Source organism: Streptomyces sp. NPDC030799 (assembly GCF_055572255.1).
In genome coordinates, this window is sequence record NZ_JBVIDS010000001.1 from 111108 (window position 1) to 123475 (window position 12368).

Sequence of the window (12368 nt, forward strand, 5' to 3'; positions counted from 1 at the left end):
CGCCCCCGAAGGCACCGTGACTCTCCGGGGCGAGGGCGCCGCGGGCTCCCCGCGTTCCCGTGTCGACGTGGCCGAACTGGTCCGCATCCGCACCCACCACCCCGAGGCGATCGCCGAGGCCGCCGTCCGCCGGGCCCGGCGCCCGCTGCTGAACGACAGCGGCCGGCTGATGATCGTCGCCGCCGACCACCCGGCCCGCGGCGCGCTCGGCGTCGGCGACCGCAAGCTCGCCATGGCCAACCGCGCCGACCTGCTCGAACGCCTCTGCCTGGCGCTGAGCCGCCCCGGCGTCGACGGTGTCCTCGCCACCGCCGACATCCTGGACGACCTGTTGCTGCTCGGTGCCCTCGACCACAAGGTGGTCATGGGCTCCATGAACCGGGGCGGCCTGCAGGGAGCCAGCTTCGAGCTGGACGACCGCTTCACCGGGCACCGCCCCGAGGACATCCAGCGCCTCGGCTTCGACGCCGGCAAGCTGCTGCTGCGCATCGACTACGACGACCCCGGCTCCCTGACCACCCTGGAGTCCACCGCCCGCGCCATCGACGAGATGGCCGCGCGCCGGCTGCCGGTCTTCGTCGAGCCGTTCATCAGCCGCCGCACGCCCGACGGGAAGGTCCGCAACGACCTGTCCGCCGACGCGGTCACCAAGTCCATCGCCATCGCTTCCGGCCTCGGCGGATCCTCCGCCTACAGCTGGCTGAAGGTGCCCGTCACCGACGATCCCGATGACATGGCCCGCGTGATGGAGACCTCCACCCTCCCGGCCGTGCTCCTCGGCGGCGATGTCGGGGACGAGCAGGAGAAGGCGTACGAGAAGTGGCGCAGTGCGCTCCAACTCCCCACCGTGCGCGGCCTGGTGGTCGGCCGCTCACTGCTGTACCCGGCGGACGGCGACGTGGCCGCCGCCGTGGACACCGCCGTAGGACTGCTGTGAGGGCCGTATGACCAGCACCGACCTGCACCTGCCCCGGGGTGCCACCGCGAACGCCCGGTACGCCGTCGACATCGGCCCCAAGTCGGCCGGCTGGACGCACAGCAGCCTGCGTGTCGTCGAATTGGCGCCCGGGGGCAGCCATACGTTCACCACTGGGGACAGCGAGTGGATCGTGCTTCCGCTGCAAGGCGGATGTACCGTACAAATTGAGACCGCATCAACTGAGCTGAGTGAGTTCCAACTCCTGGGACGGGACAGCGTGTTCGCGGACGTCTCCGACTTCGCGTACGCACCCCGGGACACCCGGGTCCAGATCGCCTCCGGCGCGGGAGGCCGCTTCGCCCTGGCAGGAGCGAAGTGCGAGCGACGACTCCCCGCCCGCTACGGCCCCGCGCCGGAGGTCCCCGTCGAGGAGCGCGGCAGCGGCGGCTGCGCCCGCCGGGTGCGCAACTTCGCGTCCGCCGACTCCTTCGCGTGCGACAAGCTGATCGCCGTGGAGGTGATCACGCCGGGCGGCAACTGGTCGTCGTACCCGCCGCACAAGCACGACGAGCACCGGCCGGGCGAGGAGTCCGAGCTGGAGGAGATCTACTACTTCGAGATCGACGGCCCGAACGGTCTCGGTTACCAGCGCGTGTTCCCTTCGCGCGCGGGCGGCGCGGACGTCCTCGCGGAGGTCCGCTCCGGCGACGCCGTCCTCGTACCCGACGGATGGCACGGCCCGTCCGTCGCCCAGCCCGGGCATGACATGTACTACCTGAACGTCATGGCGGGTCCGGGCGAGACCCGGGAGTGGCGGATCTGCTTCCACCCCGACCACGTAGAAACCACAGGGGGCTACCGATGACGATCCGGCTGACCGTCGCCCAGGCACTCGTCCGTTTCCTCGCCGCCCAGTACACCGAACGCGACGGCGAGCGGCGGCGGCTGATCGGCGCCACCTGGGGCATCTTCGGCCACGGCAATGTCGCGGGGATCGGCCAGGCGCTGATCGAGTACGCCGATGTGATGCCGTACCACCAGGGCCGCAACGAGCAGTCCATGGTGCATGCGGCCGTCGGCTACGCCCGCCAGTCGAACCGCCTGTCCACGCACGCGGTGACGACGTCGATCGGCCCGGGTGCGACCAACCTGGTCACGGGCGCCGCCCTGGCCACCATCAACCATCTGCCGGTGCTGCTCCTGCCCGGCGACGTCTTCGCCACCCGTCCCGCCGACCCGGTCCTGCAGCAGCTGGAGCTGCCGTACGCGGGTGATGTGTCGGTGAACGACACCCTGCGCCCGGTCTCGAAGTACTTCGACCGCATCACCCGGCCGGAGGCGTTGATCCCGTCGGCCCTCCAGGCGATGCGGGTCCTGACCGACCCGGTGGAGACGGGCGCGGTCACGCTCGCGATGCCGCAGGACGTGCAGGCGGAGGCCTTCGACTGGCCGGAGGAGTTCTTCGCCGAGCGTGTGTGGACCGTACGACGTCCGGGCGCGGACCCGACCGAGCTGGCCGAGGCGGTGCGGGCGATCCGCGCCTCGAAGAGGCCTCTGATCATCGCGGGCGGCGGGGTCCACCACAGCCGCGCCGAGGCGGCCCTCGCCGAGTTCGCCTCGGCCACCCGCATCCCGGTCGCCTCCACCCAGGCCGGCAAGGGCTCGCTCCGGTACGACCACCCGCAGGACGTCGGCGGCATCGGCCACACCGGCACCGCGACCGCCGACGAGCTGGCCCGCACGGCCGACCTGGTGATCGGCGTCGGCACCCGGTACACCGACTTCACCACGGCCTCCGGCACCCTCTTCGAGCACCCGGACGTCCGCTTCCTCAACCTCAACATCGCGCCCTTCGACGGCCACAAGCTGGCCGGACTCCCGCTGATCGCGGACGCCCGCAGCGGCCTGGGCGAGCTGACCGAGGCACTGGTGATGCACGGGCACGAGGCGGCGGAGTCGTACGTCGCCGAGTACACGGAGGACAAGGAGCGCTGGGAGCAGCGCGTCGACGCCTGCTTCGAGGCCGAGGAGGCCGACGTACGGCCGACCCAGCCGCAGGTCGTCGGCGCCCTGGACGCCCTGGTGGACGAGTCGGACATCATCATCAACGCGGCGGGTTCGCTCCCCGGCGATCTGCACAAGCTGTGGCGGGCGCGGTCGCACGACCAGTACCACCTGGAGTACGGCTACTCCTGCATGGGCTACGAGATCCCGGCCGCGCTCGGCGTGAAGCTCGCCGCGCCCGAGCGGAACGTGTGGGCGCTGGTCGGCGACGGTACGTATCTGATGATGCCGACGGAGATCGTGACCGCCGTGCAGGAGGGCATCGCGATCAAGATCCTGCTGGTGCAGAACCACGGGTACGCGTCCATCGGCGGGCTCTCGGAGTCGGTGGGCGGTGAGCGGTTCGGCACCGCCTACCGCTACACCTCGGACGACGGCGCCTTCACCGGCGCCCCGCTGCCCGTCGACCTCGCCGCGAACGCGGCCAGCCTCGGCATGCGGGTGCTGCGCGCCAAGACCGTACGGGACCTGCGCGAGGCGCTCGCCGAGGCGCGGGCCGCCGACACTCCCACATGTGTCTACGTGGAGACCGAAACGTCCGACACTGTGTCGGGCGCGCCCCCCGCGCAGGCCTGGTGGGATGTTCCTGTGGCCGAGACCGCGACCCGACCGTCCGCGGTCAAGGCACGTGAGCTGTACGAACGGCACGTCTCGACCCGACGCCGCCATCTGTAATAAGGAGTCTCTGGGCATGACGAAGATCGTCAACCACTGGATCGGCGGGAAGACCGTCGAAGGCGCGTCGGGCACGTACGGGCCGGTCACCGACCCGGCGACCGGCGCGGTCACCACGAAGGTCGCGTTCGCGTCGGTCGAGGAGGTGGACGCGGCCGTCGCGGCGGCCAAGGACGCCTTCGTGAGCTGGGGCCAGTCCTCGCTGGCCCAGCGGACCACCATCCTCTTCCGGTTCCGGGCGCTGCTGGACGCCCACCGCGACGAGATCGCCGAGCTGATCACCGCCGAGCACGGCAAGGTGCACTCGGACGCGCTCGGCGAGGTCGCGCGCGGCCTGGAGATCGTCGACCTGGCCTGCGGCATCAACGTCCAGCTGAAGGGCGAGCTGTCCACGCAGGTCGCCAGCCGGGTCGACGTGGCCGCGATCCGCCAGCCGCTCGGTGTCGTCGCCGGCATCACGCCGTTCAACTTCCCGGCGATGGTCCCGATGTGGATGTTCCCGATCGCCATCGCGTGCGGCAACACGTTCGTGCTGAAGCCGAGCGAGAAGGACCCGTCGGCGTCGGTCCGGATCGCCGAGCTGCTGTCGGAGGCCGGTCTGCCCGACGGCGTGTTCAACGTCGTGCACGGCGACAAGGTGGCCGTCGACCGCCTCCTGGAGCACCCGGACGTCAAGGCCGTCTCCTTCGTCGGCTCGACCCCGATCGCCCGCTACATCCACACCACCGCCTCCGCCAACGGCAAGCGGGTGCAGGCCCTCGGCGGCGCCAAGAACCACATGCTGGTCCTGCCGGACGCCGACCTGGACGCGGCGGCCGACGCCGCGGTGTCCGCCGCCTACGGTTCCGCGGGCGAGCGCTGCATGGCGATCTCGGCCGTCGTCGCGGTCGGCGCGATCGGTGACACGCTGGTGGAGAAGATCCGCGAGCGCGCCGAGAAGATCAAGATCGGTCCGGGCAACGACCCGGCGTCCGAGATGGGTCCGCTGATCACCGCCGCTCACCGCGACAAGGTGGCCTCGTACGTGGAGGGCGCCGCCGCCGAGGGGGCGGAGGTCGTGCTCGACGGCACCGGTTACAGCGTCGAGGGCTTCGAGGACGGCCACTGGATCGGCATCTCGCTGCTGGACAAGGTGCCGACCAGTGCCAAGGCCTACCAGGACGAGATCTTCGGCCCGGTGCTGTGCGTCCTGCGCGTCGACACGTACGAGGAGGGCGTGGACCTCATCAACGCCTCGCCGTTCGGCAACGGCACCGCGATCTTCACCCGGGACGGCGGCGCGGCCCGTCGCTTCCAGCTGGAGATCGAGGCGGGCATGGTCGGCGTGAACGTCCCGATCCCGGTCCCCGTCGGCTACCACTCCTTCGGCGGCTGGAAGGACTCGCTCTTCGGCGACCACCACATCTACGGCAACGACGGCACGCACTTCTACACCCGCGGCAAGGTCGTCACCACCCGCTGGCCCGACCCGGCCGACGCCCCGGCGGGCGTGGACCTGGGCTTCCCGCGCAACCACTGAGGGCCGCCAGCCCTTCGTCAGGCCGTCCGGATTCCGGACGGCCTGACATTTTTTTGACACGTTGGCTTCGGTTCCCGTTTACGAGGGATGAAACGGGTGGCTAAGGAACGTTTGGCGGTTGACCTTTGAAAGCAAGGTCACTTACCCATAAGGCTTGATGGATGCTCCTATAGGGCTTCGCGGCCTACGAATCTGATGTGACGTGAGCGCCGCCTCAAGTGCGGATTCCGAAGGTAAACGGGCATTGACGCAGCGGTTTTCGTCGGGGTTCTCTATGCAGCGCCGGGAGCGGACGAGCGAACGTACGACGATCCGCCGGAGGCGATAGCGCTCCCGTCCCCCACCTCAGTCACCCGAGTCGATCGGAACCGCCGCATGACCGACACGCTCCGCCCTGTCGACACAGCCGCCACGGACGCTCCCGAGAGTCCCCAGAAGCTCAAGCGTTCGATCGGCGTGGTCGGCGGCACCCTGCTCACCCTCTCGTGCGTGACGCCCGCCTCCACGCTCTTCGTGATCGTGCCCGACCTGTTCTCCAGCCTGGGCACCGCGACGGCGCTCTGTATCGCCATCGGCGCGCTGCTCTGTATCCCGGTGGCGTTCTGCTACTCGGAGCTGGGCACCCTCATCCCCAGCGCGGGCGGCGAGTACGCCATCGTCTCCACCCTGGCCGGACGGCTCGCCGGCTGGCTGGCCTTCGTGATGTCGCTGCTCGTCGTGATGATCGTCCCTCCGGTCATCGCGATGGGCACCGCCGACTACCTCGCCCCGGTCATCCACCTCGACCCGTCCTTCACGGGCGCCGGCGTGATGATCGCGGCCACCCTCGCCGGTCTGCTGGACCTGCGCGCCAATGCCTGGATCACCGGCATCTTCCTGGTCCTGGAGGTCGTCGCCGCCGGCGTGGTGGCCGTGCTCGGCTTCAGCCACCCGCACCGCGGGGTGAGCAGCCTCGGCTCGCTGCAGGTCGCCGGTGAGCACGCGCACGTCAACCCCGTCACGGCCATGATGGTCGTCTCCGGCCTCGCCATCGCCCTCTTCGTCACCCAGGGCTTCTCCACCGCCGTCTACCTCTCCGAGGAACTGGAGAACCCGCGCCGCAACGTCGCCCGTACCGTCCTCGCGACGCTCGTCATCTCCAGCGCGGTCATCCTGGTCCCGGTCGCCGCGATCACCGTGGGCGCCGGTGACCTGAAGAGCCTGACCGGCGGCGACATCAGCAGCATGGTCATCGCCTGGAGCAACTCGGCCGTCGGCACCTTCGTCAGCCTGTGCGTCGCCCTGGCGATCATCAACGCGGGCATCGTCATGGTCATCCAGAACTCCCGCGTCCTGTTCGCCTCCGCACGCGACAAGGCCTGGCCCGCGCCGGTCAACAAGGCCCTGGCCAAGCTGGGCCGGTTCGGCTCCCCGTGGGTCGCCACCCTCGTCGTCGGTGTCCCCGGCGCCTTCCTCTGCTTCGTCAACCTGGACACCCTCTACGGTGTCACCGGGGTCGCCGTCACCGGCCTGTACCTGCTGGTCGCGGTCGCCGCGCTGCTGGCCCGCCGCGGGGCGCACGGCGGCAAGCAGGCGTGGCGGATGCCGCTGTGGCCGGCCATGCCGGTCCTGCTGGTCGCGGTGCTCGTCTACATCCTCGTCGAGCAGGACCCGTCGTACCTGTGGTGGACCGGCGGCATCACCGCCGTCGCCACCCTCTACTGGGCCTTCTACCTCCGCCCCCGCCGCGAGACCCGCTGGCTGGTCTCCCTGCCGGACGACGTCCAGGCCGAGGAAACGGTGGCGTAGGAAGCCTGCGTTCGGCCGGCAGGCTGCCGTACCGCGCCTGGTGTACGCCGGACCGGCCCCGTACTCCTGGGGAAGGGCCCGGGGTTCAGCCCACAGGCTCCGGCGGATGTCAGCGGTGGCCCGTACCGTTGAGGCATGGATCTTCGCGTCCCCGCGCTGCGAGAAGTACTCAAGGGGCCGCGGCGGCTGATGGCCGCCGCGGCCGCCGTCGTGGTGCTCGCCGGCGCCGGCACCTGGACGGCCGCCGCATCCGGGGACGCGCCCGCGGTGCGCCGGACCGACCAGGTCATGACGACGGCAGCCGGGGTGCGCATCGACACCTCGTACTTCGTCACCCCCTCCGCCGGCCGCCGCCCGGCCGTGATGCTGGCGCACGGCTTCGGCGGCACCAAGGACGACCTGCGCAAGCAGGCCGAGGACCTCGCCCGGGACGGCTACGCGGTGCTGACCTGGTCCGCGCGCGGCTTCGGCAGGTCCACGGGAAAGATCGGGCTCAACGACCCGAAGGGCGAGGTCGCCGACGTCTCCCGGCTCATCGACTGGCTGGCGAAGCAGCCCCAGGTCCGGCTCGACAAACCGGGTGACCCGCGCGTGGGCATGGCCGGCGGCTCCTACGGCGGCGCGGTCTCGCTGCTCGCCGCGGGATACGACCACCGGGTCGACGCCATCGCCCCGGCCATCACCTACTGGAACCTCGCGGACGCCCTGTTCCCGAACGGCGTCTTCAAGAAGCTGTGGACCGGTGTCTTCTTCAACACCGGCGGCGGCTGCGCCCGCTTCGAGCCCGCGCTGTGCCGGATGTACGACAGGGTCGCCGAGTCCGGCGTCCCGGACGCAGCCGCCCGCCGGCTGCTCGGCGCCCGCTCACCGTCCGCCGTCGGCTCCCGCATCAAGGTGCCCACGCTGCTCATGCAGGGCCAGACGGACTCCCTGTTCACCCTCGCCCAGTCCGACGCGGCCGAGCGGGCGATCCGGGCGAACGGCGCCCCCGTGGACGTCGACTGGATCGCGGGCGGTCATGACGGCGGCGACATGGAGAGCGGCCGGGGCGAGGCACGCGTGCATGCGTGGTTCGACCGGTATCTGAAGGGCGACGAGACCACCGGCACCGGCCCGGCCTTCCGGATCACCCGCACCGGAGGCGTGAACTCCACCGACGGCACGGCCCAGCTGCGCGGCGCGAGCGCCACCGCCTACCCCGGCCTGCGCGACCACCCGCGCGCCGTCGCCCTGACCGGCGGCACCCAGCACATCGCCAACCCGGCCGGCGCCAGCCCGCCCGGCGTCTCCGCGCTGCCCGGCCTCGGCGGCTCGGGCGGCCTGACCCAGCTGTCCGCGCTCGGTGTCGGTGTCTCCCTGGACTTCCCCGGTCAGTACGCGAAGTTCGACTCCGCCCCGCTCACCCGCGACCTGCAGATCACCGGCACCCCGACCGCGACGGTCCACCTCACCTCGACCCGCGACGACGCCGTCCTGTTCGGCAAGGTCTACGACGTCGGCCCCGACGGCACCCAGCGGGTGCTGCCCTCCCAGCTCGTCGCCCCCTTCCGGGTGACCGGCGCCAAGGCAGGCAGGGACGTCACGCTCACCCTCCCGGCGATCGACCACGAGGTGCAGAAGGGCCACCGGCTCCGCCTGGTCCTCGCCTCCACCGACCTCGGCTACGCCTCACCGGCCGCCCCGGCCACCTACACCGTCTCCCTCAAGGGAGACCTGAGCGTGCCGACGGCCCCGGCCGTCGCCACCGCCGCGGCGCCCCTGCCGGCCTGGGTGTGGTGGCTGCCGGTGGCCGCAGCGGGGGCCGCACTCGCCCTGCTGGTCACCGCCCGCCGCCGTACGGCCGGCCCCGCACCCGACCCCGGACTGGCCGAAGTCCCGCTGGTCATCAGGGACTTGAGCAAGCGGTACGCGAGGTCCACCGACCGGTACGCGGTGCGTGAGCTGTCCTTCCGCGTCGAGAAGGGCCAGGTGCTCGGCCTGCTCGGACCCAACGGCGCGGGCAAGACCACCACCCTGCGCATGCTGATGGGCCTGATCACCCCCGACGACGGCGAGATCCGCGTCTTCGGTCACGCCGTCCGGCCCGGCGCACCCGTGCTGTCGCGGGTCGGCGCCTTCGTGGAGGGCGCGGGCTTCCTGCCGCATCTGTCCGGCCGGGCGAACCTGGAGCTGTACTGGCAGGCCACCGGCCGCCCGCCCGAGGACGCCCACCTGGACGAGGCCCTGCAGATCGCCGGGCTCGGCGACGCGCTCGCCCGTGCGGTGCGCACCTACTCGCAGGGCATGCGCCAGCGCCTCGCCATCGCCCAGGCCATGCTCGGCCTGCCCGACCTGCTCATCCTCGACGAGCCCACCAACGGCCTCGACCCGCCCCAGATACGCGAGATGCGCGAGGTGATGATCCGCTACGCGGCCGCCGGCCGTACGGTGATCGTCTCCAGCCATCTCCTCGCCGAGGTCGAGCAGTCCTGCACCCACTTGGTGGTCATGGACCGCGGCCGGCTGGTCCAGGCCGGTCCGGTCGGCGAGATCGTCGGTTCCGGCGACACCCTGCTCGTCGGCACCGCCGTCCCGGTGGAGGAGCCGGTCGTGGAGAAGGTGGCCGCACTGCCCGGCGTCGCCTCCGCCGTGCGCGCCGACGGCGGACTGCTGATCCGGCTCGAACCCGGCGGCACGGCCGAGCGGCTGGTCGTGGAGCTGGTGCGGCTGGACGTGCCCGTCGCCTCGGTCGGCCCGCACCGCCGCCTGGAAGACGCCTTCCTCACCCTGATCGGAGGTTCCGCATGAGCACGCTCACCGAGGTCGCCTCCGGCTACCGGACGCGGCACACCCTGCCCCTGCGGGTCGAGCTGGTCCGCCAGCTCAAGCGGCGCCGCACCCTGGTCATGGGCGCGATCCTCACCCTCCTGCCGTTCGTGCTGCTCATAGCCTTCGCCGTCGGCGGTGATCCGGGCGGCCGGAACAACCAGATCACCCTGATGGACACGGCCACCGCCTCCGGCGCGAACTTCGCCGCCGTGAACCTGTTCGTCTCGGCCGGCTTTCTGCTGGTCATCCCGGTCGCCCTGTTCTGCGGGGACACGGTCGCCTCGGAGGCGAGCTGGTCCTCCCTGCGCTATCTGCTCGCCGCGCCCGTGCCGCGGGCCCGGCTGCTGTGGTCCAAGCTGGTCGTGGCGCTCGGGCTGAGTCTCGCCGCGATGATCCTGCTCCCGCTGGTCGCCCTCGCCGTCGGTACGGCGGCCTACGGCTGGGGGCCGCTGCAGATACCCACCGGTGGTGCGCTGGGTCCCGGTACGGCGCTGCAGCGCCTGGCGGTGACCGTGGCGTACGTCTTCGTGTCGCAGCTGGTCACCGCGGGGCTCGCGTTCTGGCTGTCGACGAAGACCGACGCCCCGCTCGGCGCGGTCGGCGGCGCGGTCGGCCTGACCATCGTCGGCAATGTCCTGGACGCCGTCACCGCCCTCGGCCACTGGCGTGACTTCCTGCCCGCGCACTGGCAGTTCGCCTGGGCCGACACCGTCCAGCCGCACCCCGAATGGTCCGGCATGATCCAGGGGACGGCGATCTCCCTGAGCTACGCACTCGTGCTCATCGCCCTGGCCTTCCGCGGGTTCGCCCGCAAGGACGTGGTGTCGTAGTTTTGCCACGCTTGAAGCACCATACGATCAATCGATTCGCCGACCAGATGTGAATACCTCTGTATAAAACCCGGGAATGCGCTCCTTCACTCCCATGGCATTCATGCGTATGGAGTAGTGCGTCGCTTTTGGCGGACTGCGGACTGCTATGTTCTGCGTCTGTCGGATCAGAGGTAACTTCAAGTGAGGTGAATCATGAAGAAGGCAGTTTTCACAACTGCGGCATTGGCGATCGGCGCGAGTCTCGTGGGTGGCTCCGCCGTCGCCGCGTCGGCCGCCGGGAAGGCGCCCGCTCGCGAAACGACCGGCCCGCTCGGCCTCATGTCCCAGACCGATGTCACTCCGGCGCTCGTGCCCGCGGCCGACACCGTGATGCGCGTGGCCAAGCAGGGCAGCCTCACCAAGGGCAGCGCGTTCGACGAGAGCCAGGCGTCGTCGGTCACCGGCAAGAACAAGGCCGCGAAAATCTCCGGCGTATACCTGGACGGTATGGGGCGCAGCACCAACAAGAAGCCCGCTATTCCGGTGAAGAACCCGCTCGGAACCGGATCGGTTCAGCTCCACCCGTTGAACGGGCCGACCAGTGCCGGGGTCGGCAGCCTCCTCAATCAGGGGTGACGCGGAAACCGTCAGGAGTCGGCGTGACCAGGATTCTGACACTCTGATCCGGTTCCCTCGTCGGAGACCCGGCACCGCAGTGCCGCGCACCCACCCCGGCGCCGATGTCGTGCCGCGCATACGCCACAAACCTGTCCGGCCCACTGGATTCCTCCTTGCCAGTGGGCCGGACGCATGTCGGCGTTCACTTCGGGCCTCGGGCGGCTCCAGGAATCGGCGCACGGCACCGTTCCGCCATCCGGTGGAATCCGCCCGGTATGCCCGGTGTCCGCGTGACTTTTCGCCGCATATTTCGGTTTCTTGCTATGTAAGCGCGGCTTACCGTGAATCCAGGAAGGAACCGAGTTGACCAGGAAGTTCGCGGTCGTCACAGCACTCGCCCTTAGCGCGCTCTGCGGCAGCGCCGGCGTTGCCTCCGCCCACTCGAACACGACCAACGTCACTGGTGGTGACGGCTTTTCGGAGTCCCCGGTCGTCGTGAACGCCCCTCAGCAGGGCGTGGTTGTCGTCAACGGCTCGCTCATCGACGGCCGCTGCATCGCGCCGTGGTCCAACGGTGCCGTCGGCGTCCTCGGCGGTGCCGCGACCATCGTGCCGAATTCGCACTACGCCGCCTGCAACACCGCGCCGGTCGACCAGTCGCAGAAGGCCGCTTACCAGGGCGGCCTGCTCTTCTGACCCCTGCTTCGAGTCATTCCGAGCAGGTGAACCCCTCGCAGTCCGGAAAGGACACTCCATGCGTAACAAGGTTACGGCCATCTCCGCCCTCGCCGCGGGCGTCGTCCTCGCGGCCGCCGGCACTGCCGCAGCCGACAACTGCACGACGGTCACCGGCGGCAACGGCTTCTCGTCGTCCCCGGTTGTCGTGAACGCCCCGCAGCAGGGCGCCGTCGTCTCCAACGGCACGCTCGTCGACCTGCGCTGCGTCGCGCCCTGGTCCAACGGTGCTGTCGGCGTCCTCGGCGGTGCCGCGACCATCGTGCCGAACTCGCACTACGCCGCCTGCAACACCGCGGGCGTCGACCAGTCGCAGCGTGCCACGTACACGGGTGGCCTGCTCTTCTGAGCCCCCTTCATGCTCCGAACCATCCCGGAGCAGGGCGGGGACGTCGGCAGACGTTCCCGCCCGACCTGCCCCTCCCATCCG

Annotated in this window: 10 protein-coding genes; all 10 read left to right on the forward strand. The window is 70.6% G+C overall.

What is annotated here, in order from left to right:
* Positions 1–67: 67 nt before the first annotated feature.
* The 10 genes from ACZ41I_RS00470 (at position 68) to ACZ41I_RS00515 (ending at position 12287) form a co-directional block, all read left to right on the forward strand.
* Entirely contained in the window at positions 68–937 is an 870-nt protein-coding gene (locus tag ACZ41I_RS00470) for a Cgl0159 family (beta/alpha)8-fold protein (protein WP_468513066.1), read from the forward strand.
* Positions 938–944: 7 nt separating this feature from the next.
* A complete protein-coding gene (gene iolB, locus ACZ41I_RS00475) occupies positions 945–1784 on the forward strand; it encodes a 5-deoxy-glucuronate isomerase (protein WP_468512827.1) in 840 nt (279 codons plus the stop codon).
* Positions 1781–3658 (forward strand): 3D-(3,5/4)-trihydroxycyclohexane-1,2-dione acylhydrolase (decyclizing), encoded by a 1878-nt coding sequence (gene iolD, locus ACZ41I_RS00480; protein ID WP_363214017.1) that lies wholly within the window; start codon positions 1781–1783, stop codon positions 3656–3658. Before iolB ends, iolD begins: the two co-directional genes overlap by 4 nt.
* 16 nt (positions 3659–3674) lie before the next feature.
* Positions 3675–5177: a CoA-acylating methylmalonate-semialdehyde dehydrogenase gene (gene mmsA / locus ACZ41I_RS00485; RefSeq protein ID WP_363214018.1), complete on the forward strand. Its 1503-nt coding sequence runs from the start codon at positions 3675–3677 to the stop codon at positions 5175–5177.
* 375 nt (positions 5178–5552) lie between these two features.
* Positions 5553–6965, forward strand: coding sequence for an APC family permease (locus ACZ41I_RS00490; protein ID WP_363214019.1), 1413 nt, complete (start codon positions 5553–5555; stop codon positions 6963–6965).
* 135 nt (positions 6966–7100) lie between these two features.
* Positions 7101–9752 carry an alpha/beta fold hydrolase gene (locus ACZ41I_RS00495; protein WP_468512828.1) on the forward strand — a complete coding sequence of 884 codons (2652 nt, stop codon included), beginning with the start codon at positions 7101–7103 and terminating at the stop codon, positions 9750–9752.
* Complete coding sequence (locus ACZ41I_RS00500) at positions 9749–10603, forward strand: ABC transporter permease (RefSeq protein WP_468512829.1); 855 nt, start codon at positions 9749–9751, stop codon at positions 10601–10603. The genes ACZ41I_RS00495 and ACZ41I_RS00500 overlap by 4 nt, the downstream gene beginning before the upstream one ends.
* Before the next feature lie 195 nt (positions 10604–10798).
* On the forward strand, positions 10799–11221 hold the full coding sequence (locus tag ACZ41I_RS00505; RefSeq protein ID WP_363214022.1) for a hypothetical protein: 423 nt from the start codon (positions 10799–10801) through the stop codon (positions 11219–11221).
* A 345-nt stretch (positions 11222–11566) separates the two neighbouring features.
* On the forward strand, positions 11567–11899 hold the full coding sequence (locus tag ACZ41I_RS00510) for a hypothetical protein (RefSeq protein ID WP_363214023.1): 333 nt from the start codon (positions 11567–11569) through the stop codon (positions 11897–11899).
* Between the two features lie 58 nt (positions 11900–11957).
* Entirely contained in the window at positions 11958–12287 is a 330-nt protein-coding gene (locus tag ACZ41I_RS00515; RefSeq protein WP_351245713.1) for a hypothetical protein, read from the forward strand.
* Positions 12288–12368: the final 81 nt, after the last annotated feature.